21 protein-coding genes and 1 pseudogene are annotated in these 26,147 nt (G+C 57.7%); 16 read left to right on the top strand and 6 right to left on the bottom strand.

What is annotated here, in order from left to right:
* Nucleotides 1-7 precede the first annotated feature (7 nt).
* On the bottom strand, nt 8-529 hold the full coding sequence (locus XI06_RS22150) for a nodulation protein NolB (protein ID WP_271606487.1): 522 nt from the start codon (nt 527-529) through the stop codon (nt 8-10).
* 202 nt (nt 530-731) lie between these two features.
* Between XI06_RS22150 and XI06_RS22145 the strand changes: the two genes are divergently transcribed.
* The 9 genes from XI06_RS22145 (at nt 732) to XI06_RS22105 (ending at nt 10,987) form a co-directional block, all read left to right on the top strand.
* Nucleotides 732-1,433: a secretin N-terminal domain-containing protein gene (locus XI06_RS22145; RefSeq protein WP_271606486.1), complete on the top strand. Its 702-nt coding sequence runs from the start codon at nt 732-734 to the stop codon at nt 1,431-1,433.
* A 1,502-nt stretch (nt 1,434-2,935) separates the two neighbouring features.
* Nucleotides 2,936-4,735 carry an HrpF/NolX family T3SS translocon protein gene (locus XI06_RS22140; protein ID WP_442868380.1) on the top strand — a complete coding sequence of 600 codons (1,800 nt, stop codon included), beginning with the start codon at nt 2,936-2,938 and terminating at the stop codon, nt 4,733-4,735.
* Nucleotides 4,736-5,604: 869 nt separating this feature from the next.
* Nucleotides 5,605-5,901, top strand: coding sequence for a hypothetical protein (locus XI06_RS22135; protein ID WP_271606485.1), 297 nt, complete (start codon nt 5,605-5,607; stop codon nt 5,899-5,901).
* Between the two features lie 37 nt (nt 5,902-5,938).
* Nucleotides 5,939-6,205 (top strand): nodulation protein NopA, encoded by a 267-nt coding sequence (locus tag XI06_RS22130; protein ID WP_265440826.1) that lies wholly within the window; start codon nt 5,939-5,941, stop codon nt 6,203-6,205.
* Between the two features lie 115 nt (nt 6,206-6,320).
* Nucleotides 6,321-7,211: a SctD/MshK family protein gene (locus XI06_RS22125; protein ID WP_271606484.1), complete on the top strand. Its 891-nt coding sequence runs from the start codon at nt 6,321-6,323 to the stop codon at nt 7,209-7,211.
* A 33-nt stretch (nt 7,212-7,244) separates the two neighbouring features.
* Nucleotides 7,245-7,784, top strand: coding sequence for a hypothetical protein (locus XI06_RS22120; protein WP_271606483.1), 540 nt, complete (start codon nt 7,245-7,247; stop codon nt 7,782-7,784).
* Between the two features lie 2 nt (nt 7,785-7,786).
* Nucleotides 7,787-8,209, top strand: a complete 423-nt coding sequence (locus XI06_RS22115; RefSeq protein WP_271606482.1) for a histidine kinase — start codon at nt 7,787-7,789, stop codon at nt 8,207-8,209.
* Between the two features lie 8 nt (nt 8,210-8,217).
* Nucleotides 8,218-10,335 carry a type III secretion system export apparatus subunit SctV gene (gene sctV / locus XI06_RS22110; protein WP_271606481.1) on the top strand — a complete coding sequence of 706 codons (2,118 nt, stop codon included), beginning with the start codon at nt 8,218-8,220 and terminating at the stop codon, nt 10,333-10,335.
* A 106-nt stretch (nt 10,336-10,441) separates the two neighbouring features.
* On the top strand, nt 10,442-10,987 hold the full coding sequence (locus XI06_RS22105; protein WP_271606480.1) for a tetratricopeptide repeat protein: 546 nt from the start codon (nt 10,442-10,444) through the stop codon (nt 10,985-10,987).
* 817 nt (nt 10,988-11,804) lie between these two features.
* Here XI06_RS22105 and tnpC read toward each other — a convergent pair.
* The 5 genes and pseudogenes from tnpC to XI06_RS22080 form a co-directional block, all read right to left on the bottom strand.
* Nucleotides 11,805-13,281 (bottom strand): annotated as a pseudogene (gene tnpC / locus XI06_RS22100) (IS66 family transposase).
* 122 nt (nt 13,282-13,403) lie between these two features.
* The gene (gene tnpB / locus XI06_RS22095; RefSeq protein ID WP_271606479.1) at nt 13,404-13,760 is read right to left on the bottom strand and encodes an IS66 family insertion sequence element accessory protein TnpB; all 357 of its coding nucleotides are present in this window, start codon (nt 13,758-13,760) and stop codon (nt 13,404-13,406) included.
* Nucleotides 13,757-14,209, bottom strand: coding sequence for an IS66-like element accessory protein TnpA (gene tnpA / locus XI06_RS22090; RefSeq protein ID WP_271606526.1), 453 nt, complete (start codon nt 14,207-14,209; stop codon nt 13,757-13,759). Before tnpA ends, tnpB begins: the two co-directional genes overlap by 4 nt.
* Before the next feature lie 300 nt (nt 14,210-14,509).
* On the bottom strand, nt 14,510-14,905 hold the full coding sequence (locus XI06_RS22085; protein WP_271606478.1) for a hypothetical protein: 396 nt from the start codon (nt 14,903-14,905) through the stop codon (nt 14,510-14,512).
* Nucleotides 14,902-15,087, bottom strand: coding sequence for a hypothetical protein (locus tag XI06_RS22080; protein ID WP_271606525.1), 186 nt, complete (start codon nt 15,085-15,087; stop codon nt 14,902-14,904). Before XI06_RS22080 ends, XI06_RS22085 begins: the two co-directional genes overlap by 4 nt.
* A gap of 1,189 nt (nt 15,088-16,276) precedes the next feature.
* On the opposite strand from XI06_RS22080, the gene XI06_RS22075 reads away from it, so the two are divergent.
* From XI06_RS22075 to XI06_RS22045, 7 genes are all read left to right on the top strand, one after another.
* Nucleotides 16,277-16,987, top strand: a complete 711-nt coding sequence (locus XI06_RS22075; RefSeq protein ID WP_271606477.1) for a hypothetical protein — start codon at nt 16,277-16,279, stop codon at nt 16,985-16,987.
* A gap of 440 nt (nt 16,988-17,427) precedes the next feature.
* Nucleotides 17,428-18,780, top strand: a complete 1,353-nt coding sequence (locus XI06_RS22070; protein ID WP_271606524.1) for a M16 family metallopeptidase — start codon at nt 17,428-17,430, stop codon at nt 18,778-18,780.
* A complete protein-coding gene (locus XI06_RS22065; RefSeq protein WP_442869467.1) occupies nt 18,780-20,213 on the top strand; it encodes a M16 family metallopeptidase in 1,434 nt (477 codons plus the stop codon). Before XI06_RS22070 ends, XI06_RS22065 begins: the two co-directional genes overlap by 1 nt.
* An 811-nt stretch (nt 20,214-21,024) precedes the next feature.
* Nucleotides 21,025-21,774 (top strand): hypothetical protein, encoded by a 750-nt coding sequence (locus XI06_RS22060; RefSeq protein WP_271606476.1) that lies wholly within the window; start codon nt 21,025-21,027, stop codon nt 21,772-21,774.
* 58 nt (nt 21,775-21,832) lie between these two features.
* Nucleotides 21,833-22,552 carry a hypothetical protein gene (locus XI06_RS22055; RefSeq protein WP_271606475.1) on the top strand — a complete coding sequence of 240 codons (720 nt, stop codon included), beginning with the start codon at nt 21,833-21,835 and terminating at the stop codon, nt 22,550-22,552.
* 246 nt (nt 22,553-22,798) lie between these two features.
* Nucleotides 22,799-23,098 (top strand): hypothetical protein, encoded by a 300-nt coding sequence (locus XI06_RS22050; protein ID WP_271606474.1) that lies wholly within the window; start codon nt 22,799-22,801, stop codon nt 23,096-23,098.
* A 1,791-nt stretch (nt 23,099-24,889) separates the two neighbouring features.
* Entirely contained in the window at nt 24,890-25,960 is a 1,071-nt protein-coding gene (locus XI06_RS22045; protein WP_271606473.1) for a cytochrome-c peroxidase, read from the top strand.
* The last annotated feature ends 187 nt before the right edge of the window (nt 25,961-26,147 follow it).

Raw genomic sequence — 26,147 nt, 5'->3', positions numbered from 1 at the left:
GGCCCGCTCAGCCTGCCGATAGAAGCTTGTTCAGAGATGAACTGACAGCACCTGTCCCTTTGGAGAGGAGCGAAACCTGGATGACGCCGTTGTAAACATCGCGCAGATTCGCCAGCGCCGAGTCGAAATGATCCGCACCTTCCGGTTTGCCCGCTGGATGCACCTCGACTTGCTCTACACGCAAGACTGGTTGCGCTGCCGGCCCAAGCTGGAGACCCTTGGTAGGATCAGGCTCACCGACGAGCGTCGGCGAAACTGCATCCGACGGAAATGGTTTGCCCTGATGGATAGCAGAAATGCTCTGAAGGACGCGATCGCCGAGCGGGCTCACCGACATGACCGCGCGCTGCACTTCCGGCAGCAATAGAGCTGGCGCGCGCTCGGTCACAGAAGAGGCGGCACCTTGGTTCGAGGCCGCCTGCGCAAGACTCTCATCAAACCGGGCGTGTGCCGGCGAACAGCCGTTGGAGGCACACTCGACGGAGTTGATAGGAGTCGACGTAATGCAAAACAACATGGAGGAAATCATTTCTGTCACGTAGTGAGGTGGGCCGTCAGTTCACACGAACGGGCCGGCACCCTAGAGAAGCAAGCTGACCAAAAACTGACGAGCAGCTGTAATCTAATGATCACGGTCAACTTCCAATTTTCGGCGAAGCAGCGGCTTCCAAATTTCTCCCAAATTTTAGGACGAATTCCGGTGCTTGTTCTCAAGCGTAAAAATAGCAGGAATGCTCATTCCATCCACAAGGCGGAACATCTTGAAGAAACTTCTCTATGCTGGTGTTTTCATTTGCTTGGGCGTCGCCGAGGCGCTCGGCGCTCCCCTGGCGCTGCCATCGACGCCTTATAGTTACACAGTTCTGGATCAGGACCTCGCGGCCGCACTGCAGGAATTCGGCAACAACCTAAATATCAAAGTCAATGTCAGCACCGGGGTGAAGGGGCGGATCCGCGGGCGGCTGCCGGATCTCCCACCGCGAGAGTTCCTCGAACGGTTGATCAATCTCTACAATCTTCAATGGTACTACGATGGGCTGGTGCTCTATGTATCCGACGCGCATGAGGCGCAAAGCCGCCTTTTGGTCTTGAGTCCAATCAGCTTTGATGCGCTCAAGGCGGCACTCGATGCGCTCAACATCTCCGACGAGCGTTACATCGTGAGAGCCGTACCGGGAGATGGCCTCGTCTTCGCCTCTGGTCCGCCCCGCTTTGTCGCGCTTGTGGAGCAAACACTCAAAGGACTTGCGGCGGAGGCACAGGCACGGCGAAACCCGAGCGGTGGCGAAAAGCCACCGCACGAGTCGGTTTTGATGCTGTTTCGGGGATCCTCCAGCGTGGTCATTCGCGAAGGACGACCGAACGACGCTGCTTCGCCGGAGGCACCACATCAAGACGGCATGGTCCACATACCCGATGCAGGTAAGAAATGACCTGATGACAACAGATCGCCTACGAAGAGGTGCAATGCGTCTGTTTATGCCCCCTGTCAGCTTTTCGAAAGCTGCTGCTGCCATTGTCAGAGCGCCGATATGTAGATGGCCGATGGCGCAGGGCGGCGCAATAAACGTCCAGGCCGGAGCCACGGATGCGAACCAGAGTCCTGGCCAGCAGCATCGGCGACCGTGCTTTGCCGCTTTAGCGCCTCGTGCGAGCTTTTGAACAACTCTACGAACTCTGCCATGCAAATGAGCTTCGTCGTGTCCCAAAGGAGGAACAGGATGGACTTCAACGCGCTAAGCCCGGCGGACAACAGCCCAGTGTCCCACTCGTCCTCGTCGCCCGCCGGTCCGAGAGACTCGCATTGCATAAAATACCCGAATACAGCCAGGACCTAATTTGGCAAGAACTCGGAGGCAGATCATCGCGTTTCGCGCCATCATTGAGCGGCGGCGAGCGGACAAATTCCCAACATCCGATCGCTCAGCACCGCGTGGACGCCTCCGATTTCGGCAACGACCTTATTTGGCAATATCCGGGTGACCTCACGCTGGACCGTCTCAAGCGGAGCTCGCGTTGCCCGCACGGGTTGCTCCGCCGGAACTTGGAGATTTCACCATGGCGAACGGCCGTCCCGCCAAGGACGAGTGGGTCTTCACTGGCCAGACTGCTACGCCCGCTCAGATCGAAATGCTAAGAGGCCGCGACCTCATACCGACCAGGGCTGCCCCGAACCACGTTCACCAACCTGGGTGTGCCTCACAGGGCGGAATGGCGAAAAGAAGGTTTTATTCGTCTCAAACCATCGCTAGACTCTTCCCCTTGGCCTGTAGGTTCGAGCGAACACTCGCCAAGCGGATAAGCATGATGACATGAACAATGCCAGGCGCAGCTGAGCTTCGATCCGCTCGGGGCAACATGGTCGGCACAATAACTGTCGGACTCTTTCGAGCATCTACGCCGTCACTCTGATACGATCATTTCCGTATCTGGCTCATCGGGCAGACGCCAATACTCTCGTTGGGCGCAGGCGCGAGATCGCTAGGCGTGGGTGATTTCACCATCAGATGCTGCGGAGACCTGCGACGTTGTTGCAGGACTCAGCGCACGTAACCATCCGCAGAGCGGCAGACTCGGGTTCATCAATTCGACCCAACTGGCGTGGAGGCGAGCGATCGAAACAAAACAGGCGAGCCGATTCCGACATCAAGAACCATCACCGCCTTTCACACTGTAATTTCGCGCCTCGTTATGAAACCTACGAATGCCGTCAGCTTTTGGAAAGCTAATCGAACCTACCATACGGCGTGAATATCTAGACGGCGATGTGCCTATAGATTGTAGCGGAACTGAGCCCTGGGGGCACGCCGAGCAATCGGAAGCAAGTGGTAGGAGCTATCGAAGCCTATCGACATTTCTTGCTTTTGTTCGTTGCGATTCTCCGGCTGTGCCACATGACCGGCTTGTGGTGCGATCTCAAATCAGAGGACGTATAATGTCAGTCAACAACCTATCGCTAACCGCCAGCTCGAGCTTGTCCGGACTGGCCCCCGGGCCCTCATCGGCGCGGGATCTTTCAAACTTCGAGGCGATGCTGGCTAGTTTCTCATTGAAAGACAATGCCGATGACCATTCCACTCTACAGAGTCCGCCGGCTGCAGACTCAGCCAAGCGGCTGACGGAGGAACTCACGCAGGAGGTGCGGAGCATCCTCTCGCCGGAGATCAAGGCCGCACTGGACGCATGTCAGCAGGCCCCAGAGCCATCCTCCGCGGAGTCCTCCTCCGCTGCGAGCGCGCCAAAGATTGCAGAGGCACCCGTACAAAGCTCCAGGATCACGTGGAACAGCGGCACGCTGACTGATGCCGAGCTGGAGATTGTGTCGGTGCTGAACCGACACAAAGACAAATGCCCGCTGGATTGGAAATCTCTCGGAGATTTGGCCAACGATCCCTCCACACCGCCGGATCTAAAGGCGGCGATCGAGGCGTTGCAACAGGACCCAGAGCTCTTCTATGCGATAGGCTCGCAAGGTGACGGCCGCTGTGGCGGGAAGATCAAAGCAGGTGATCTCTCCGGCTTCTCCGATCACCACCCTCAGGTTGCTGCTTTCCAGGAGCAGCGGGCAGAGAGCTATACGCAAAACTACATCCCTTCCGACGGCACCCGGAATGACGAGCCATCGGTTATGACTCAGACCGATGCATTGCGCGAGCTCTATCGCTATGCCGACAACCTGCCTAAGAACCTGAGCCTTGCGGATTTCAAGCGTATCGTCGACGGCGAAGCCAAAACCGGCAAATGCCCGCCACAGGTCCTCGCTGCCGCTCAATACTTCCTCGACCACCCGGATGAATGGAAGCAGTTGTACGGTGGCTCGATAGACAAGGTCCACAAAGAGGACTTCCTGCAGGTTGCTTCATCATCGATCAGTCTCACGCAAGCCGAGCTCGATACGCTCAATACGATCAGCAAGAACCAAAACGCTTTCTTCGGGAAGGGTGACCTGACCCGGGAAAAGCTGGCGAGCATGGTCGATGATAAGAGCCTCGCGCCCGAGGTGCGAAAGGCGGCCTCCCAGCTGCTCTCCGATCCTGTGTTGTTCGGGTTGATGAACAACGCGATTACGGGCTACAAAACCCACCACAAGTTCTTCGACTTCGGCGGCGGACATACGGTCGATTCCGGCAACATCAGCAACAGCGACTTCGCCCAGTTCTTCAACACCATGTCGGGTGCGAACCGCACCGTTCACCAAGTGAAGACGCATGCCGTCCGAACGCCTGCCGAGCAGGCCGCGGTCGCGGACATGACGACGGGCATGGCAGACCAGCCCGACATCAAGTCTCCCAAAACGAACGGTGGCGCCTTCATGCACGCACTTAACGACGTGCTCAAAGTTGGCTCTAAGGTATTCGACTGGGCCGCAACAGCAGTCGGTGTACTTGGCTTCATTCCAGGCTTGGGTGAATTGGCCGATCTGGCGTCAATGGTGCTCGAAGCCGAGGCGCAAGCCGCAAATCTTCTTCACACTGCCATCAGTGGCGGCAACATAAAGCAAGCGCTGGAAGAAGCCGGGCTGAGCCTTGCGGCACAGGCGGTGGGCTGCATCGCCGGACCTGAGGTCAAAGTAGCAATGCGAGAAGGCTTAGTGAAGCAGGCCATTCAAGAAGCCGCGACGGCCGGCATCAACCTGCCGGTTTCGGTGGCCCAGTCCTACGCGGAGGATTATCTGAATAACCTAAAGGCGCGCATCGAATCCGAGCGCTTGCAAGCTGCAGGCGCTAACGCCTAGTCGGAGCGACGCTATCTTCTCAGGATCACACTGGAAACCCTAATCGAGCTTGCGCGGACTCCGCGCGGTTGGCCCTCTCTGCCGAGCAATAGGCCGCGCAAGCTCTACCAGCAAACTTGAGACCGCCCCCTATTTCGGCTCTTCACTGCGTACAAACTATGTTGGCCGCACTCGATCGTTCGAATCCGACCTCAAACCCAGTCTGCCGCTGTGAAGTTCGATCGACTGCATACGCCACCTGTCGAGACCGCGATGCATTAACACTACGCGACGGACCGGCCGAGCCGCGGAGCCTGCCGGTTGCGCAAGGATCGAGAGCACATTGGTCCGGAGCGGTAGAAGTCCCAAAGGGCTCTTTCTCCAGTGGCGGCTTCTGCTCGGTCTCAAAGTAGGTGGCGATTGACGGATCTGCTATGGGCCCGCCAGGACCGAGGGACCGCTCTTGGCCGCTCAATCGGCCGTCACTCTAGCTTTCCGCCTCGGCTCCGACCAGGTCAAGCTCCATGCCGCTTCACCTGACTGCAAGCAAATTGTCGAAAGATCTCGGAGGCATTGCAAGGGACGTGAGCCCGAGATTGCAGCACGTCGACCTCAAAACGCTTTTGGGCTTTGATATTTCGCTATTGAGGCTTTCGAAACGATGAGCAACGTGCTCACCCGATCAAGCTTTGTTTGTCTTAACCATCTGATCTCCAGCTTTCGCGGGCCACTTGATCAAATACGGTCCGCTGATGAAGACGTATAATGATGATCGACCATCGGCTTATTGCATTTTCTACAACTCGTCAGCTTGTCGAAAGCTAATACTTGCATGGTGGAGGGCGGAAACTGCCTCCATTGGCACGATCGAATTGACATAGGAGAATCCGATGCGCGTTACGAGCTCCAGCGGCGCTGGGCACGTTGATGCTGACCTCCATGCGGCTGGCGGCAAAGGCGGCGGCAAAAACGGATCTCACAAGCCTGGCGAGCGCGACGATCATGGCCGGTCACCCGATGCCAACATTCCAGCAAACGGCGGCGCGTCCAATCCGGGCGGTAACTCGCATGAAGCCGCTATGCAACAAGCGTTCAACGTCGCTGTGGGAGCCATTGCTCTCCAATTTGCGAATAGTGCAATGAGCCGTTTCGACGATGTCATGGCCGAGACGGAGGAGGATTCCTGACGTCGCATGTTGCGACCTTAGGATATAGGAGCCGCACGTGGCGGCGAAATCGAGCAAACAGGAGAATAGTATGGGTAAAGGAGTTGGTGCGTCTGGTACCTCGACTGCAGGTGGGGCAGCCGGCACCGCTACTGCTGCAGCCGCTTCCGCGGGTGCTGAAGTTGCTGGAGAGGCGGCATTCCAAAAGCAAATCGCCGCTCTGACTGCGACCAGCACAAAGGCTGCTGAGAGGGATGTGGAACTTCGCGTTGTCTCGACTGAGCTTTCGACTATCAAAAAAGCGGCCGATGAGCGGGTGCAGTAAGGGATGAGATGGGGCGGCGTCGCCGCCCCACTTTCCCCGGCTGCTTAGTCTGTGAAGTCGCAACGGGCCGTACGGTTTTGCCGTACGGTCCCGTTCGCTATTCAGGAAACTGACCGTGAATGAACCAAATTGCTTGCATTTCGAAGTGCTGTCGGGGTGTTATTCCGGGCTGACAAGTAAAGCGGGGATCGGATCGTGTCTGATTGGCAGCAGCCTCGATGCAGACTTAATCTTCGTCGAACAAGGCCTCGAACCGCACCATCTCCGTGTCACCCCGCATTCTAATTCAATCGAGATCGAGGCCCTTGCTAGGGACGTCAGGATCGAGGGGCACGAGACTGTTTTAGCGAATGAGCCCATTGTTGTCCCTCTTCCTCTCGTTTTGCATGCCGGGGCGATGTCCATTCGCTGGACGAGCGAGGACTACAAACACGCTGGCTCCATCAACCGCCGGCGTATATCGCTCGCCGTTCTCACTTTTGTCCTGATCAGCTCTGCCGCGGTTGGCGCAGTCTCATCCAGTTTTGTCCAGACCGACACCACCGTGGCGTCAAGTCGGTCGTCCCCTGCTACGGCCATTGCACCCACGCTGGCGCTCAGCGCTCCTGATGCTCTGGCCACCGATGCAGCTGCCGAGCGGCTGCAAGAGGAAGTTGACAGAGCGGGCCTTGTCGGCATCAAGGTCGGCTCTGGGGCGGGCGTTGTAACCGCCGATGGCACCGTTACGCCCGCCTCGCTCGCCACATGGCGAGACGTCCAGCAGCGGTTTGATCAAAACAGCAATGGCGCTTATACGCTCGTCAATGCGGTCGCCATCAAGGTTGAGAAGACGCCCCCAGCAATTGAGGTCCAAGCTGTTTGGCGCGGGAGCGAACCCTATATTGTCGTTGCGGGTCAAAAGTATTTCGTCGGCGCGCTCTTGAGCAATGGATGGACCGTCTGCGGGATTGAGGAAGGGCGTGTTCTGCTGAGCCGGGATGGTCGGCTTGCCAGCCTACCCTATTAGCGTTTTAGGCCGCAGGTAAGGAAGCAAAGTGCCATGACTAGGCTGCCCCCGAATCCCGTCAAGCCTGGCACCTCTTTTCAGGAGCCAAACGTCGATCATCATGCATCTGCCAACACGCCGGTTCGTTCTCGAGGCAAGTCCATCGGGATTGATCGGACGCGTGGCAATGATAACAAGAGCCACACCTCAATTTCTCGTCACAGCGACGTGCTGGATCCGTTGGTGGACGCCACGATCGAGAGCGCGCTCGAGCTCAGTTCGATCGATGCAGTTTCGCGCGTCAATCTCGACGAGGCGCGCGCCCTGCCAGGTCAGGTCGAGCCAGGCTCGGAACTCGCTTGGCTTAATGAGCCAAATCTCGCGCACGGTCTGCTCTCCTTCGTGACGCCGCGCTTACGTCATTCGCATGTTCTGGGTCCAGAGCAACACGGCCTTCTTCTGGAGCGTTTGGCTAATACGCTATCAGCCGCGCCAGAGGATTTGGTATCACGTGAAGGGGCCGCGCTTCTGCAGCTGGAGCTGCAGCGATTAATCCTGCTCCGGCAGAGTCACAACGGCTTGATCAAAGGCTAGCGATGGCCGGGCCAGACAAAGTGCAACACTTCACATCTACACAGCGCGCTTCTGAAGCCGGCGCTGTCGAGCTGATCTCCGGGCCGGAGCGAGATTTGCTCTGCGTGCTTTCCTATGTCTACCTTGCGTGCGGACAGAGCGCAAAGAGCCTGGCTCTGTTGCGTCTGGTCGCTCACGAACAGTCCCAAGATATCGGCCTGCTCCGCATCCTGGCCTACGCTCTCATCTCGGAGCGTTGCGGTGACGAAGCACTGTCGGTATTGGACAAGCTTGACAAGCTGGATGACGAGCCGTCTTCGTGTCTACCCTTGATGCTGATGCGCAGCCACGCGCTGCGTCACGCTGGCCACATGACCGAAGCGCAAGCCGTCTTCAAACGCTATGTTTTGTTGCGGGGCAGCACAGCTGCAATTGAACAAAAATAAGGCTTCTCATGGCCAACCTTCTACGAAATCTCATCACGCGCGCGCCGGCTCACCCGGATTTTATGGTCGCGTTGATGCTTCTTCTGGCGATCGGAATGATGATCATGCCGATCCCGATCATCGTGATCGATATGCTGATCGGCTTCAATCTGGGGTTTGCCATATTGCTGTTGATGGTAGCCCTGTATCTCAACACGCCGCTCGACTTTTCGTCCCTACCGGGCGTCATCCTGATCTCCACCGTGTTTCGTCTCGCTCTTACCGTTGCAACGACGCGACTGATCCTAGCCGAGGGCGATGCCGGCAGCATCATCCATACGTTCGGCGATTTCGTCATATCCGGCAACATCGCCGTCGGCATTGTCATATTCCTGATCGTGACCATGGTGCAGTTCATGGTTCTCGCCAAGGGCGCCGAACGGGTGGCGGAGGTATCGGCGCGCTTCACGCTCGATGCGCTGCCGGGCAAGCAGATGGCGATCGACGCGGAGCTGCGCAACGGCCATATCGATCAGCACGAAGCCCGCAGCCGGCGCGGCGCGCTGGAGCGAGAAAGCCAACTGCACGGCGCGATGGACGGCGCTATGAAATTCGTAAAGGGCGATGCCATAGCCGGACTCATAGTCATCTGCATCAACATGCTGGGTGGCATCACGATCGGATCTCTCTCCAAGGGCATGTCCCTCGAGGAGGCGATGCATCAATACACCATCCTGACGATCGGTGATGCGCTCATTTCGCAGATTCCGGCCCTGCTGCTGTCAATTACCGCAGCAACCATTGTTACTCGTGTCAACGGTCCTTCCAAACTCAATCTCGGCGCCGATATCGTCAACCAACTTACGGCCAGCACACAAGCGCTACGCTTGGCCTCCTGTGTCTTGCTTGTGATGGGGCTCGTTCCTGGCTTCCCTTTGCCTCCCTTTGTCATACTGGCCGCGCTCTTCTCCGCCGCCAGCTTTCTCAAGGTTGGCGTGCCAGAGGGCATGACCGCTCCCAAAGCCGGCGCCGGTCCCACCGGTCCGGCTCCCGCTTCCACACAGGGTCAGAAGCAAGCCGTGCCCGCGGAGGCACTTCCAATTACGCTGTTGTTAGCGCCGAGCCTGATGCAGGCAATCGACGTAGGGGAACTCGAGCAGTGCGTCGCTCGGGTTTCGGCACTGGTTTCAGCTGATCTTGGCATCACAATTCCACGCATTCCGGCCCAAATAGCAAAGCACCTGGCCCAATCGCAATTCCGGGTGGATGTCGAAGGAGTGCCCGTGGAAGAGGGCGCCATTGACCCTACACAACTCTTACTTAATGACGACGTGGCGAACATTGATTTGAGCGGGATCCCCTTTTGGCACGACCCAGACACGAATCGGATCTGGATCAAACAAGTCCATGCGCCTGCTCTCAAAGCTGCCGGAATAGGGCACCACCGTCCGAGCGAAATCATCGCCTTGCGCGTCCAGTCAACGTTGACACGCTATGCACAGCGCCTGGTGGGCATTCAGGAAACGCGTCAGTTGCTTGGCCGGATGGAGCAGGAATATGCCGATCTGGTGAAAGAGGTGCTGCGCACGACACCGATCCCTCGCATCGCGGATGTCCTACGTCGCTTGCTGGACGAGGGCATCCCGATCCGGAACACCCGCTTGGTTTTGGAGGCGCTTGCAGAATGGAGCGAACGGGAACACAATGCCGTACTGCTCACCGAATATGTGCGCTCCGCTCTGAAGCGCCAGATCTGTCACCGCTACGCCAACGCCCATCGTATTGTGGCGGCTTTTATCGTCGAGCGCGAGACCGAGGATATCGTGCGCAGTGCGGTGCGCGAGACCGCTGTCGGTCCCTATCTCGTTTTGGAGGATCGGCAAAGCGAGATGCTGCTTTCACAATTTCGCCAGATCCATTCGAGCATCGCACGCAGTCAGAACCAGCCAGTTATCCTGGGATCGATGGATATTCGGCGCTTCGTCCGCGGCTTTCTCACCCGCAATGGAATAGACCTACCTGTTCTCTCCTATCAGGATCTCGCCTCGGATTTCACCGTCCAGCCGATTGGCTCCGTCAAACTTGCGCCTGGCAAGGACAAGACTCCTACAGGCGGGCATCGTGACCTCCTCCCTGCGGCCGGCTGACGAGCACAGGTTTTGGGTCGTGAGGTCGCTTATGAATTCATGTAAGATTAACGTTCTGCGGCGCAGGCGTAACTTTCGCCGCCATTCGTGCTCAGCCTTTCTCCCCATGCTTGCCATCGTGCTGCTCGCAGGTTGCGTTAACTCGCGCAAGTCGGGTCTGTCACAGCAGCCGACGTCTGCGGCAGAGCTGGTGGGGGCCAAGGAGGTCGATCCAGCTATGCGCGAGCGCATCGCTCTCGCCCTCGGCCGGGATGCTGACGAAAAGGCTTTGCGCGATGCGCTGAAACAACGACCGGACAATGTTGATGCCGCGATTCCTCTTGCGCGGGCTTTGCTGGCACGCAAATGCCCGAATGATGCGCTTGAGGTGCTCGACGGGATCTTATTGGCAGCGCCTGGCGACCTGCGCGCATTGAATGCCAAAGCAGTTGTTCTCGATCAGGAGGGCCGGCATCGAGAGGCCCAAGAACTCTACCGCCAAGCTCTCGCAGCGGAACCCGCAAACCCGATGCTGCGCAATAACTTCAAACTGTCCCTCGCCCTTGAAAGTAAGACGGAGACCGGCGGCGCCAACCCAGCACCGCAGGCGGACGGCCCGCACTTCGCGGCGCTATCTCGAACGAGCCCATGCGGGAGCGGCTCGGAATGGTGACGTCTTGATGCCAAGTGTCAGCATGCGCACAGTTAGGCTTACCATCAACGCGGAACACTCAATCGGCGGCAGCCCCCGCGACCTCGTCGATACAAATGGGAGACTTCATGTTTCAGCGCACCAGCAATTTATCCAATACAAAATGCGCTTCCAAGGCCGATGAAATGAGAACGAGCGCGACTAATGGCCGGTACTACGCGCATCGCCAAAGGTTCGCCGGATATACTCTCCTTCCTGAATTCGGCGCCATCGAGTTTCTCCTCTGATTCATTTTCGACTGCAGTCCCGCCATACGCCCTGGTTGACGAGCCACCGGTGGTTGAGATCTCAAGATCTTCTTTCCAGAGCAAGCTGGCAGAGTTTATGGCGGAGACATAGAGCATATTGCTGCGCATCCGCAGCGATACTCTAGCTCGGGTGCCCGAAAGGCTCGACGCACAGCGGACGTTGCGTTTTGTTTCCGCACGAAGTCTGGTTCAAAGAAAGCGCGATATTTCAGCCATCAGCTCGGGAACAAGAGCGCCGGGTTCCTAAGAACCGAAGCCGGAGGTCGCCCGAGTGAGCTGCTCAAGCGCAAAAATGATTGGCGCGAACAATTTGCTGGGTGAGATGAACTCACCTCAATAATGGATTTCAGGGCTACTCATCCGCTTGTCGATAACGCGGGCGATATCTTGCTTGAACATCAACTCCGGATCGACGGAAACGAACCCTCGTCCTCTCTCACCCTTTCAATCCGTAAGCGAAGCTCGCGCAGCAGCGTTTGGCTTGTTGAGGTAAGTGACTCGATGATGGTACTTGATCGTAAGCATCGTTCTCAGGCCACGGCTTTGAGGACGTGAGCGTGGTAGGCCCAGGGCAGTAGCTGGTCGATGTCGCGGTTTGGATGCGCGTTGACGATCCTTGTCAGGACGTCGGTGAGATAGGCGAGCGGATCGACGTCGTTGATCTTGCAAGTCTCGACCAAAGTTGCGACGACGGCCCAGTGTTCGGCGCCCCCGTCGGATCCAGCAAACAGCGCGTTCTTGCGACTGAGCTTGATACCACGGATTGATCGTTCGACCGTATTGTTGTCGAGTTCGATGCGGCCGTCATCGATGAAGCGCGTTAGGGCTTGCCGGCGCGAGAGGGCGTAGCGGATGGCCTCGGCGAGCTTGATCTTCTGGCTGATGAGAGCCAACTTGGCGCGCAGCCATACCTCGAAGGCATCGGCCAGTGGTCGGCTCTTCTGCTGCCGCACGAGGCGACGCTCCTCTGCGCTACGGCCGCGGATCTCCTTCTCGATCGCATAGAATGCGGCGATGTGCTTCAGCGCCTCGCTCGCGATCGGAGCGGGGCCGGCTGTCGCGAGTTCGTAGAAGTTGCGCCGCATATGCACCCAGCAGAAGGCGAGCTCAACCTCTCCGCGATCGGCAAGCTTTGGGTAGGCGTTGTAGCCATCGACCTGCAGGACGCCCTTGAAGCCGGCAAGATGGTTGAACAGCCGCTCGGCTTTGCGGTCGGGTGCATAGACATAGGCGATGCCGGGCGGATCGAGGCTGGCCCAGGGCCTGTCGTCGGCGGCATAAGCCCAGAGCTGGCCGGTCTTGGTGCGCCCGCGACCGGGATCGAGCACCGGCACCGTCGTCTCGTCGGCGAACAGCTTGGACCTCGCTCGAAGCACCGTGAGAAGGCGCTCATGCAGCGGGCGCAGATGGAAGGCCGCAGGCCCCACCCAGTCTGCCAGCGTCGACCGGTCGAGATGGATGCCCTGGCGGGCATAGATCTGGGCCTGCCGGTAGAGCGGCATGATCGGCATATTTGGACACCAGAACTTGAGCGACGGTGGCTTCTGTCGGCAGGCCGCCCTCGATCAGTCGGGCCGGAGCCTCGGCCTGCAGGACGCCATCTTCGCAGGCACGACAGGCATATTTAGGCCGCCGGGTCACCACAACGCGGAACTGCGCCGGCACCATGTCCAACCGCTCGCTCTTGTCTTCACCGATCCGATGCAGTTCGCCCTGGCAGCAGGGGCAGGTCTTGTCGTCGAGGTCGATGACAACCTCGATCCGCGGCAGATGCGCCGGCAGCGCTCCGCGATTGTTGCGACGCTTGCGTGCCCGCTCCGCCCGGCCTTCCGGCACCGCTGCGTCTTGGCCGGCATCGGTACAGGCTTCGACCTGTTGGACATCTTCGAGACCGAGCAGCATCTGCTCTTCGGGAAGCGTCTCGGCCTTCCGGCCAAAGCGATGACGCTGCAACTCCTTGATGATCTGGCGCAGCCGATCGCTCTCATGGAGCGCGGCCAGCAGCATCGCCTTCAGCGTCTCGGGATCATCAGGAAGGTTATCGCCCACAGGCAAATCAGAGCATATTCGCGCCCGCCTGACGACGCGCTCGATGCCCCTGATTCACTTCGCCGCAGCGCGACCCACAATTATCCGGCTTGCGTCGGGACGACCGTCTCCCCTGCCGCGTGGACACGCCGCCAATCGAGCCCTTCGAGCAGCGCCGACAATTCTGCCGCCGACAAACGCATCACGCCATCCTCGATCTTCGGCCAGCGGAAGACGCCTTCCTCGAGCCGCTTGGCGAACAGGCACAAACCCGTACCGTCCCAGAAGATCAGCTTGATCCGGTCCGCACGCTTGGCTCGGAACACATAAACAGCACCCGAGAACGGATCGGCCTTCATGTGCTCGCGTACCAACATGGCAAGCCCCTCCATTCCCTTGCGGAAGTCGACCGGCTTGGTTGCCACCATCACCCGGACAGTTCCGGACGGGCCGATCACCGGCTTGCCTTCAGCGCATGTACGATGGCCGCAATCATCGCCACGTCCGCGCCTCGGCCGACCCGGATAGTGACGCCTTCGGCTTCGATCTCGATGCCGCCGGCATCGCAACGGCGAGCCCGGACATCCTGCTTGGCCTTGCGTTGCACCATCTTGCGCTCTTGGCCAGCAACCGCGACTGGTGCCGTGGCGTCCACCACTGCCGGTACGAACGGCGGATCGTCAGCCATCGGCGTCGGCAACCGGCGCGCCTGCCGACGCCAAGTGAACACTTGTTGCGGCATCAACCCGTGTCGTCGCGCAATCTCGGAAACGACCGCGCCTGGTACCAGCGTCTCCTCGACGATCCGGGCCTTGTCGTCCTTGGAGAACCAACGACGGCGTCCCGTCTCCGTGATCACTTCCAGCCGGCGCGCCGTCACGTCCGACTTAAGCGTATGGTCAAGCATAGACACAAGCCGATCCCTTCAAAGACATCGTGAGACTCGCCTATCCCACGTGCCACGAGAAGGTGGGAGCGGAACGACGCTTACACTTGATCCCAACCAAGCAGAGGACAAACGGAAAACCAAGGATGCAAATGGCAACGAGCGACTAAACCGCCCTTGTACTTGCCGCAACTGCAATGCCAGGCGTATCGAGAGTGCGGCAAAGCCCGCGAGCGATCCGTACGATGATATATTTTATTAGAGCGTACAGGCTCTGCACGAAGATAACCGACGTCATTGGCCAGATCGACTTTGGCGAGGTCAGCCCTCGCATCTCATGCCCTTGGCCATATAACTCTTGATCAATGATTTCTGCATCCGCTGGGGATCGCGGAATCGCGCTTTTGACAAGCCGGAGTTTCCGTTTTCCTTGCGCGGCGCAACATCAGATCTTCCGGCTGTCCAGCGCGCGCCGACATTCATCAGGCGATCGCGTTTTATTCGAAGCTCCCGCCGATGAATTCCCAGCGCGGCCGCTTGCGCGACTGGATCGTTTGGCCAGCATTGCCTTTCATGATCCGACCTATTGGCCAAACGGTGGGTTCTTTTCATCCATTGAACACATCTGAGCTCCCGGCGGCTAGCAGATTTACTCAGCATGCCCCTCTTACGGTCGTCTTTCGGGCTTAATGTTTGCACGGCATCGAGCGCAATCAAGCAGGACGTGCAGCAGAACAGCTGAAGTATCTCTCGATCTCCGCGATCGCACGTTCCTCCCACTCTGCAGCTTGCGCTAGCAATGAGTCCCCTTGGATTGGCCGAAATGCGGCGGACTGACGACACAACGAAGCTATCGCGCGATAGCGGCGCACGTTTTCCATAACGGCCGGTCCGGTCATGTGTGGATCTACTCCCCTGCTATCCCGGGCAAGAACTTGCTCGAAAACCGTTTTCGATTCGTTAGCGGTCGGAGTGGGGCTGTGTATGGTTGGCACAACCTTGCCGGTATCACGGAGGCCGATAATGAATGTCTTCCACAAGGAGCACATCCGCATAAAACCCGGCTCGGCAGTGCTCCATCCGGGCGGTTCTGCACCTGGTTGGCTCAGTTTATTGGTTGCATGGCGGAGTTAGCAGCAGCTAGCGCGAGCGAGGCACGTTTCGGCTTGCAATCTCAATCAGGATAACTGTGAACTGGCCTGTCTTTGGATTCCTCACTAACTAATTCGAGCAATCCGGTTATTGGTGATTTGAAAGACAGAGAGCCGGTGCTTTGTCGCCATCCTTTTTCCTCCATAAACAGCAAACGGCACGCAACTGTGACTTCCTCCGTCTCATCGAAGCTAGCGAGATTGAGCAGCTGTTTATCTCGCCGGTCGACAACCGAAATGCTGCTTAGCGACGGATCCTCTCAATCGCGCAACCCTCGGCAATCTACCAGGTAGCGTAAGCTTATCGAATAACCTTCCGAGTCTCTTCCGTAGCTCCGTTTACTTGATTAGCGGTACGCTTGCGCGGCGGGAGTGCATAGGGATTTCACTGAGAATTTAGCAGAATCGAAGAAGGCCAGAGATACTCATCGATACTCATGGGAAGTAGTATCGCCGCAATCCCGAAATTAAAGGGCTATGGGAACGAGACTAGCGTTCGGGATCCACTGGGACGCGGACTACCACAATTGGTCCACACCCGATTGATGCCGGGCCTCCCACCGGATGCCACGTGTGCCGCAAATTGCTTCAAAACGTGCCGCAGTACTACCCCTCAATATGCGGCACCGTCGATCTGGTGAAACTATCGTGCCTGTCAGCATGGCGGCCCGCCAGAGCCCCCTCGCGAGGTCAACTGAGGCCGTTTTAGACCCGGAACTAGCAATGACAAGTGTCCCTGGTTTTGCGGCCGCGTGGATCACAAAAGGCTAATGCGCCATTCAAGGGGACGCTTCAGCCAGCCGAAAGACCTCTGGCCATCAGCCTATCAAAACAAGGAGGCGACTGGCTCTTGTTTATTGCATATGCTCTGGGAGCGTACGGACGACAGCAATTGTGCGCCGACGCGCTCGCATCCTACGGGTTTAGGGGCACTTGGATGATCACGCCGTTTCGACGGAACTGGAGTCCAAAAGAATTATTCAATACTCTTACGCCAGCGATGTTCGCCGCCGAGCCGCCGGCTATCCGCGCACGTTGGGACAAATTGTGGCCTGATCTGTACACCGAATATGACGCCCGGTACTTGAAACAAGAATTAGTCGCGAGAAATCTTATCGCTTCCGATGAAGCTGCTGCATTCTTTAACGCCTGGGCGATTGACGAAGAGCGCCACACCGATGGATTCATCCGGATCATTGAACTTGTCGCCAATGGATCCGAGAGGACTCTTCGGGAGAGATTGGAGGCTCGATCTCATGATTTTGGGCCGATCGTTGAACACCTGAAGGACGAGTTTTCCGTGATGGTTATGATCGCATTTGATGAAATGTGCACTTGCCGCGCCTATGCAGCAGAAAAGCCGTTTTATGACGCCCTTGGGAACACCACGTTCCATCATTGGCTGCGGCAGGTGATTGCTGACGAGGCGGTCCACTCGATGAACGCCGTTAATGTTATCCGCTCGCGCTATCGCGACCGCATTAGCCAAGTCGGCACAATTCTCGACAACCTAATCCGCGCGGCGGATAACCTATGCTATTCTGGCACCTTCGTCCTGGACTACTTCGGCGCAGTGTACTCCAAGGAGCTGCTGGCAGACTCCCGCCTCGCTACCATGAGAAATATTGCCAAGCCACTCATCGTGTAGAGCGAGATCTGTAACCGCGAGCCTACGGACAATTGCTCGGACGTCATACCGCCAGCTCAATCCACCTCTTCTGCAAGTTTTCCATTGTGCCAGTTGACGCCACGTTATCCTTGACGCGTTTTCTCTAGATGTCGTGTTCACGACATGTCGACGGTTCACCTTTTGCCAGGATGGTAGGTGCCAGTTCTGTTTTGTATCCACTTGGCGTGCGCGCGGCCGTGAGTACACCACTCCAGCAACTGGTCCGGTCTTTGCTCTGCTGTTTGGCAGACAACGAGCGGCTCCGCGCTTTGTCGGATTTGTCCGCCGTGAACGTGGATCAGCATGGAATGAAAGGCGCTACCATGAAGAATCTGATTTCGGTCACCGCCGAGGCAGGAGGTACCGCCGCTAATACTTCCGGCTCGACGACGCCCACCGCGCCGGCGGTCGAGCACAGGATGGATGACAGCACTGACTTATATCCACCTGAAGAGGAGAGCGTCCTTGCCGACAGGGTGAGATCGGATCGACCCGCTAGCTTCACGCTTCAGAACGGCCTCCAGGTGCTCGTGATCCCGGATCATCGTACACCGGTTGTGACTCAGATGATCTGGTATAAGGTCGGCTCCGCCGACGAGCCGCCTGGCAAATCGGGGCTTGCGCATTTCCTCGAGCACCTGATGTTCAAGGGCACCTCCAAACATCCGGCGGATGCCTTCTCCAAGGCCGTCCTGCGCGCCGGCGGCAATCAGAACGCCTTCACCGGGCTCGACTACACCAGCTATTTCCAGCACGTGCCGCGCGAGCACCTCGGCAAGATGATGGAATTTGAAGCCGATCGCATGACCGGTCTCATTCTCAAAGATGAGGACGTGCTTTGTGAGCGCGACGTCGTACTGGAGGAATTCAATATGAGGGTCGCCAACAATCCACGTGAACGTCTCGCCGAGCAGATGATGGCGGCGCTTTACCTCAACCACCCCTACGGTCGCTCCATTATCGGGTGGCGCCATGAAATCGAAAATCTTACCCGAGAGGATGCGCTTACCTTCTACAAGCGCTTCTATGCACCGAACAACGCGATCCTGATTGTCGCTGGCGACGTCGCCCCCAAGGAAATCCGCTCGATGGTGACGGAGACATTTGGCGGCCTCCCCCCGCAAGCATTAATTCCCCTGGAACGCCTGCGGCCGCAAGAGCCGACGCCGGCAGCGCCGCGCACAGTGACGTTGGCCGATGCCCGCGTCGAGCAGCCAGCCCTGCACCGTTATTATCTTGTACCATCGGCTCACACCGCGGCCGCGGGCGAGGGTCCAGTGCTTGACGTGCTCGAGCAGTTGATGGGCGGCGGCGTCAACTCATACCTCTATCGCTCGCTGGTGGTCGAAAAGCAGCTCGCCGTCACTGCCGGAGCGAGTTACCACTCTACCGCGCTCGATCCCTCGCTGTTCGCGATTTTTGCCCTACCAAAACCCGGCGTCAAACTCAGCCAGATCGAGCGCGCCATCGACGAGGTAATAGCCGACATTGCGGGTAATCCCGCGAGCACCGAAGATCTCGAGAGGGTCAAGACGCGGCTGATCGCGCAGGTAACCTATGTCCAGGACAATCAGGAAATGCTAGCCCGCTGGTATGGCCGCGGCCTGACAACGGGACTATCCGTCGACCATATTCGGGGATGGGCCGACGGCATCCGCGCGGTCGGTGCACAGCAGGTGCACAAGGCCGCGCCGAAATGGCTCGACAAGAAACGATCGGTGACCGGCTATCTCATCAAAGAGTCCACCCCAAAACAGGGGGAGAAGCTCTAATGATCCATCCTTGCACACGACGTGAGATCCTCCTCGGGGGAGCCTCGCTCTCAATCGCGATGCTCGCTTCGCCCAATTCGCTTGCCGCCACGAGGACAATTGCCCGGACCGGGATCAAGCGCCTGGTTTCGTCTTGCGGTATAGAAGCCTGGTTCGTGCAGGATTCCACTGTCCCGTTGATCGCGATGGAATTTGCCTTCACCGGCGGCGCGACTCAGGACCCCGAACAAAAACCTGGCGTGAGCCACATGGTCGCTGGCCTGCTCAAGGAAGGTTCCGCCGGGCTTGACTTCAAGACCTTCCATGAGCGGCTCGACCATCGTGCCATTGATCTGCATTTTCACTCGACCCATGATCACTTCCGCGGTTCCTTGCGCACGCTCAAGGACAACGCAGACGAAGCCTTCGACCTTTTACGGATGGCGCTAACCTCGCCCCGTTTCGACGCGACCGACGTCGAACGGATTCGTGCCACTGTGCTTGCGCGCCTTCGGCACGACTCGACCGATCCTTCGTCTCTGGCCCATCTCAAGTTCCTCGAAGTCGCCTTTAGCGATCATCCTTATGCTCGCCCAGCCGGGGGCTCGCTGGAAAGCGTGCCGAAAATCGAGATCGCGGATCTCAAGGGCTATGTCCGGCGCGTGATCGCAAAAGACACGCTCAAACTTGCGGTGGTCGGCGACGTCCGTCCAGAGGTCCTCTGCAAACTGCTCGACAAGACCTTTGGTAACCTGCCGACCGAAGCGGAAGCGGCGCCGGTTCCTGAAGTCGTTGCAGCAAAGCCGCCGCGGCGGCTCTTTATTCCGCTCGACGTGCCGCAGACAGTTGTGACTTTTGGTGGTCCAGCCTTCCGTCGCAGCGAGCCGGATTTCATGGCAGCCTATGTCGTCAACCACATCCTTGGCGGCGCCGGCCTGACGTCGCGTCTGTTCCGCGAAGTCCGCGAGAAACGCGGACTAGCCTATTCGGTTCGTGAGAACCTGGTCTGGCTGGATCATTCAGCCATGTTTCTCGGGAATAGTGGCACCTGCGCCGATCGTGCCGACGAAACGGTCGAAGAACTCGAGAAGCAGGTCCGCCACATCGCCGAGGAGGGACCCACTCAGCAGGAACTCGATGATGCAAAGTCCTACCTGAAAGGGTCGCAAATACTGGCTCTCAACACATCATCAAAGCTTGCGCGGACGCTGCAGCAGCAGCAGCTTGACAAGCTGCCCATCGACTATTTCGAAAAGCACAACGCTGTGGTCGATGGGGTGACGTTGGCGGACGCCAAGAGAGCAGCACGGCGCTTGTGGGGCGATGGTCTGCTCACAATTATCGTCGGCCGCCCCCCCAGGGACGCAGCGCAGCCGACCACCATGCCATCGGCGACCACACCTCCGCCAGGCGCCCAGCAACTAGACGCCGCCCCGACGGCTCCACCGAATTGACGTTCTAGCAACCCAGGCGCTTGGCAAGCCCCCGGATGTTGCGCGTAGACTGGGTCTAACCACCGGCTTCAGCCTGCAGAGATATTCGCTCGTGGACAGTTACCATGCGGCCGCTCAAGCACCGTTTTTGCTCAAGCGCGTTGCCAAACAAGCAGTCCGGGTTGAAGTCTTCAGGGCAACCAAATGCAAGATAGAAAACAGGCCTCCGCGAAGACTAAGTTGAGGCACTGTCGTCCTGCCATTGGGCAATAGCTCGGACGTGGAGATAACCGCTTACCAAATGGCTTGCCCTAATTCTTTTCATTTCCAGCCCAACCAGCGATGGCCGGATCTTCAGGATCATCTCTCAGTACTTGTCTGCCGAAAAGACGACGATCTGATCCAGAAGACCCTTTGATGATTTTCCAAGCCATACTCGTACCGCGTGACACCGCCTTTACTCTTCCCTGAGTTCGCAATCTGACGCTACGTAAGATTCGGTTGCTTTATGCCGATCTAGATAGCGGCGTCGATAGATAACCTATGGCGATGCGACGACCACAGACCTACCGTTGGTTCTTGGCGCGCATTTCAGCCGCTTACAAACCTCACGTAGATCACCCCCACAAGTGATTCACTCCCCATTCGCGGCGTGCGTCGTCGTTGCCATCTACGGACGTCACTCGCTTGATGTTGACAATGTTCATCGGTTGAAGAGCTCTCGCGTCCGAAGGGTCATTGCCCCTTCTTTCTGCCATGTTCGCACCCAAAGCAGAGACGCGCCGGTTGCGCAATTTGCGCGCGGCAATAGCAAGTGTCTCAGGAGATTTCCATGGTGAAGCCAGTTGTAATTGTGGTAGGTGCGGACAAGGGAGGAGTCGGCAAAACGACCGTATCACGAACGCTACTGGACTACTTCAGCGTCAACAACGTGCAAACACGCGCATTCGACACGGAGTCGCCGCGGGGAACGCTGAAGCGCTTTTATCCCGAGATCACCGAGATCGTTGACATGACGACGACAGCGGACCAGATGAAGATCTTCGATACCCTGAACTCAGGGCTGTCCGTCACGGTCATTGATGCTCGCGCAGGCTTACTGTCCTCTGCGCTGGCTTCCTTGCGCGACATCGGATTTCTGGACTCGGCGCGGTCTGGCCAGATAACATTCGCCGTGTTCCATATTCTAGGATCATCCATCGCTTCGCTGGACGAGATCGCGGAGACCGCGACCTTCATGAGCGGCGCAAAGTACTACCTGGTCAAGAACTTCATCAACGACACTCAATTCTTCCAGTGGGATCAAGCGACCTATAATTCCTATTTTCACCGCATCAAACATGCGACTGAGTTGGTCATACCGAAGCTTAACGCGATGGCTTATGAGCAGGTGGAAGTCGCATCCGTCCCATTCATAGACTTCGTCGCTAACAAGGGGCGGAACGATGAACCCGCGAACAACTCCTTCGTGCTGCGCGGCTATGTCCGTCACTGGCTGGCCAATGTCTGGAGCGAATTTGATCGCATCAACTTGACGGAATTGGCCGGCGCCAAGTCCCCCACCCGGGCCGGCGAGAAGTAGTCGCATATCGGCGAGTTCCGGTCGGGCCCACGTACGAAACGAAATTGATCTGCCGGCTATGTTAGCGACCCCCATCTACATCATTTGCTCTCCTAGCCCGCAGGTCGGTAAAACTCTCATCGCTCGGGCCATGAGCGAGTTCTTGCTGCTGAAAAACGGCACAGCACTGTCGTTTGATGCCAACTTGAAAGAGCCGTCGTTGCTCGACTACCTCCCCAACATCACGGAGACCGCGGATGTGATGGACACTTATGGCAAGATGCAGCTGATGGACCCTCTTATCATCCACGACCGGGTAGCCAAGGTAATCGATCTCGGCTTTCACGCCTTCGACGAATTCTTCAGGATGTGCGAAGAGATCGGCTTCATGAAGGAGACGGCGCGCTGCTATGTCGCCCCCATCATCCTCTTCATCGCGGGCGCTGACCGCATCTCCTTTCGCGGTTATGAAATGCTGCGGCGGCGAATTCCGGCGGCATCGCTGGTCACCGTCCACAATGAATTCGTGCTTCGTGGCGAATTACCTGAAGCGATGGATGGCGAGCGGGTGCTTCGGATTCCCGCGCTTCCGCTGTTCCTCAAGAGATATATAGACCGGCTTGGCTTTTCCTTCACTGGATATCTACGCAACGAGAATGACTGGTCCACCGAGCTGCATCAATGGATCCGGCGGAACTACAGCATGTTTCGCGATCTGGATTCGAGTGTGATGCTGCGAAAGGTCTATCGATCTCGGAGCACGGATATCGACAGCCTACGTTGCACAAGGGCCACTTGAGATTCCGATCTGCCTACCATCTATTCGTCCGGCCTATGGGTCGTCTTCGAGGGCGCTCTCAACGGTCTCGCACGCATGAATTGCGATCTACGACCGTTCAGTGGACTGCGCATCTTTGCTCACCGAACGAACGGGCGGGAAAGTCGCGAGTCTTCGGATGCAATTATTCGGCAGAAATGCGGAGCCAAGGAATGGCAGCTCTATGACCACCGCTATGCTTGATACTCCAGGGACGAAGCATCTGTGATGACTTCAATTGATGATGCATTAAGTGAGATCAGATCGCTGCGGAGCGAAATCTGGCGGTGCCGTCGACTCCTTAAAACGGACCTACCTGGCGCGGAGCGCAAGGCCCTTGAGAATCGTCTGGTTGAACAACTTTCTGCCTTTGAACGGCTCTTGTCGACGGCGTTTCCTTTGACCTTGGGCCCGAAACGGTATTCGGCCAAGAGCATCACGATCGGGCAAACTGATTCCCTTGAAGCACCCATCGACAACGCCGCAATGGCATCAAGCGGTTCCTTCGGGAAGTCGATGGGCGGATAACAAAAGAGGTTTCCTGGCTCTATCTTTATCTTGAGCCCGGCAGTCAAAACCAGGCTATTCTCCAGCTGAGAAACCTGACGAAGACCACGACGGAACAACCTCCAACGCTAACGTTCCGGCGATCTTTTGCCAGTTATAGCCGACTTAGCCACCTGCCGGAAAATACTTGGCTGCCGACCACAACGCCATAGATTGGTGGGCAGCACGAATTCCTGCAGATGTCCTGCCGTAACCACCGCAGTTACGCAGATTGTCTTTCCGACCTCCTATGACCAAGCCGATGGCAATCTCACGGCGGGCCCAAAGTCGGCGGATCGCTGCAGCGCTGAAGAGCGCAACTGCTTCAGTACGAAATTGAAGTTCAGAGCGCATTGTAATCTCGTATCACGCGTGGGCGCACATCGATCGCTGATCGGGGCTGATCGATTCACGGAGCTCAGCCCCCGGATAGATGAACTGCGGCGCCGCCGGCTGATGCTTCAGCCCGATCGACTTTCGGCCACGCTGGCCAAACTCTGGCCCGTAGGTCTGAACACCTCACTGTCGCTCAGTTTCTGCAACTGCCACTCGGACGCCTCACTCTCGATGGAGGACGACCGGAAGCCTATTGAGACGCCGTTTTGGTCCTTCGTTTCTCTCCGCCGCAATTGGCATCATGCGGCGGCATTCGCCGCGTAAATTCTTGAAATTGTCCCTAAGGCAAAAGATGGCTACCTCCACATCGCTAGGCCCTCTAAAGCGGTCACAGAAGCGCATCACGTCTAGTCTGCATGACATTAAGACTTGCTCGGCCCCACGATCTCGCGCACGAGCTTGTTCTGTGCACCACGTGGCTGCGATCGCGATCACGATCGCAGCGAGGGCGGATGCACAGCAATGCGCATTGCAAATCCAGCTCATTCGTCGCTCTTGATTCACCAAACCTGTCTTAAGCCGCATATCCTTCACTATTATTCTTTGCCCCGCGAGCGTAATCTGTTTGCCGGATTGGGCGCCTCGGCAGCCATGATCGCGCCTGTTGCGGGGCAGCCGCAATGATTACGGCCTCCGAATCATCGTCCCGCCACGCGCAACGCGCTCATTGCGAAGACGGAGGTACGACAAGATCGGCCGTTTAGAGCATGTGTGGCGATGCTGTCTCCCCGGTGGCGTTCTGCTTCGCAATGCCTACAACCTGACGCCACGGTCGATTCAAGCACTTTGAGCGTCCGGCACGTGTGAATACGTGCTGAGAAGGGCATACCCACATTGGTGGCAGTAGGACGAACTCCCGACAACAGCACGCCTGACCGACGGCCCGCAGGTAGGAACGTCACCGATGTTGGTGGCGATCAGCTTAGTGTGGGGGTGGAAGGCTCAAAGCGCACGCATCGAGGCGAGCAGCGACAAGCTGCGCCGGCGCAGCTCGCTTTGTTCGCGGTTTCAGCCAGCTGACCTGCAGAGTCAAGTAGTGCCGTACCGGTGAGCTTCCGAGAAGCACGGAGGCTTGGAACCGAAAGGCCGGGATTCCTGTGGCTGGATGATGATTTGTCGCACCCGTCACGTACGACAGCCTCAAGCCGCTTGCTGCAATTCACAGTCCGCAATTGCATGAAACCAGCTCGGCAGGCTTCGCCCTTGGGCCCCCTGGCACGCCGGTTGCTATGGCACCGGCGGAGCGTCGGCCTGGGTGCAGCCTAGCCCAGCATACGGAAGACACCATCGTTGACTGCTGCACGTCGTTCTGCGGGCGGACGCGGACCGAGCGCTATGTTTGCGATTCCAGGATCTAGGAGAAAAGCGAGACATCACATGAGGAAAATAGTGTTAAGCGAGCTTTCCAGGGCCTGCAGGTTCAGTGTTGTTGCGTCAGCCATTCTGGTTTCCCCAGCAGCCGGCGCCAATGAGGATCTGATGCGCGCCGCCAAGCGGATTTTCAAGCCGATTCCCTCAGTCGTTCCAGCGGTGAAGGACAATCCTATCACCCATGAAAAGGTCACACTTGGCAAATCCTTGTTTTTCGATTCGAGGCTATCTGCAAGCGGAGTTATCAGCTGCAACACGTGTCATAACCTTGGGACGGGCGGGGTAGATGCCGGCCCTAGATCGATTGGTCATCGCTGGCAGTTGGGGTCTCGTCGTGCGCCAACAGTCTATAACGCAGTCTTCAACGTGGCGCAGTTCTGGGATGGGCGAGCGGCGGATCTCAAGGCGCAGGCAGCAGGCCCTGTCCAGGCCAGCGTCGAAATGAATGCGACGGCCGATCGCGTACTCAGCACATTGAATTCAATGACCGATTATGTCGTTATGTTCAGTAAGGCTTTTCCCAACGAAGCGGTGCCCCTTACGTTTGAAAACTTCGCCAAGGCCATCGAGGCTTTCGAGGCGACCTTGATTACTCCCGACGCCCCCTTCGATAAGTACCTCGAGGGCGATGAGTATGCTCTCAACGATCAGCAGAAAGCCGGGCTAAAGCTATTCATCGAAAAGGGATGCTCCTCTTGTCACAACGGAATCAACGTCGGCGGACAGGATTATTTTCGCTTCGGCATCATTAAAAGGCCAGCCGAAAGCCTGCTTCCAAAGGAGGACAAGGGTCGTTTTGCCGTCACCAAGGACCTCGGCGACGAGTATGTTTTCCGCTCGGCGCCGTTGCGCAATGTCGCATTGCGTCCGCCCTACTTCCATTCTGGTCAGGTTTGGAGTCTTAAGCAAGCGGTCGGCGTGATGAGTGAGGTTCAGCTTGGAGCAGAGCTCAGCGATGAAGAAACTGACGAAATTGTCGCGTTTCTGAATTCGCTCACCGGACAGCTGCCGAAGATCGAGTACCCGATACTGCCCACGCGCACCATTGCAACGCCAAAGCCCTCCTTAGACAAATAGGCCTTCACGATAGCGACACGCTATGCGGTCCAAGCTGGAGCATTCATCAGGCTCAAATCGCGGGCCTCGAGCCCCAACACGTTCGTCGCCGACGCCAGAGTTCCTTAGGGGCCGGTCAAATCATCCCATCTTGGGCAGCTCAATCCCGCGTCGACTCGCGAGTCAACGAAGGCCCGCGCGCCCTGAA

This window comes from Bradyrhizobium sp. CCBAU 11434 (assembly GCF_028128895.1).
Classification (GTDB): domain Bacteria; phylum Pseudomonadota; class Alphaproteobacteria; order Rhizobiales; family Xanthobacteraceae; genus Bradyrhizobium; species Bradyrhizobium zhengyangense.
Note: the sequence above shows the minus strand (reverse complement) of the source record. Positions and strands in the feature narration are given on the sequence as shown.

Excerpts from the sequence above, each read along its gene's own strand:
- tnpA (WP_271606526.1), bottom strand. The coding sequence starts at position 14,209 with ATGCTTGACCATACGCTTAAGTCGGACGTGACGGCGCGCCGGCTGGAA.
- XI06_RS22105 (WP_271606480.1), top strand. The coding sequence starts at position 10,442 with ATGCTTGCCATCGTGCTGCTCGCAGGTTGCGTTAACTCGCGCAAGTCG.
- XI06_RS22120 (WP_271606483.1), top strand. The coding sequence starts at position 7,245 with ATGACTAGGCTGCCCCCGAATCCCGTCAAGCCTGGCACCTCTTTTCAG.
- XI06_RS22070 (WP_271606524.1), top strand. The coding sequence starts at position 17,428 with ATGGATGACAGCACTGACTTATATCCACCTGAAGAGGAGAGCGTCCTT.
- XI06_RS22135 (WP_271606485.1), top strand. The coding sequence starts at position 5,605 with ATGCGCGTTACGAGCTCCAGCGGCGCTGGGCACGTTGATGCTGACCTC.
- XI06_RS22150 (WP_271606487.1), bottom strand. The coding sequence starts at position 529 with ATGATTTCCTCCATGTTGTTTTGCATTACGTCGACTCCTATCAACTCC.
- XI06_RS22115 (WP_271606482.1), top strand. The coding sequence starts at position 7,787 with ATGGCCGGGCCAGACAAAGTGCAACACTTCACATCTACACAGCGCGCT.
- XI06_RS22065 (WP_442869467.1), top strand. The coding sequence starts at position 18,780 with ATGATCCATCCTTGCACACGACGTGAGATCCTCCTCGGGGGAGCCTCG.
- XI06_RS22060 (WP_271606476.1), top strand. The coding sequence starts at position 21,025 with ATGGTGAAGCCAGTTGTAATTGTGGTAGGTGCGGACAAGGGAGGAGTC.
- XI06_RS22055 (WP_271606475.1), top strand. The coding sequence starts at position 21,833 with ATGTTAGCGACCCCCATCTACATCATTTGCTCTCCTAGCCCGCAGGTC.
- XI06_RS22140 (WP_442868380.1), top strand. The coding sequence starts at position 2,936 with ATGTCAGTCAACAACCTATCGCTAACCGCCAGCTCGAGCTTGTCCGGA.
- XI06_RS22080 (WP_271606525.1), bottom strand. The coding sequence starts at position 15,087 with ATGACCGGACCGGCCGTTATGGAAAACGTGCGCCGCTATCGCGCGATA.
- sctV (WP_271606481.1), top strand. The coding sequence starts at position 8,218 with ATGGCCAACCTTCTACGAAATCTCATCACGCGCGCGCCGGCTCACCCG.
- XI06_RS22145 (WP_271606486.1), top strand. The coding sequence starts at position 732 with ATGCTCATTCCATCCACAAGGCGGAACATCTTGAAGAAACTTCTCTAT.
- XI06_RS22050 (WP_271606474.1), top strand. The coding sequence starts at position 22,799 with ATGACTTCAATTGATGATGCATTAAGTGAGATCAGATCGCTGCGGAGC.
- XI06_RS22075 (WP_271606477.1), top strand. The coding sequence starts at position 16,277 with ATGATCACGCCGTTTCGACGGAACTGGAGTCCAAAAGAATTATTCAAT.
- XI06_RS22045 (WP_271606473.1), top strand. The coding sequence starts at position 24,890 with ATGAGGAAAATAGTGTTAAGCGAGCTTTCCAGGGCCTGCAGGTTCAGT.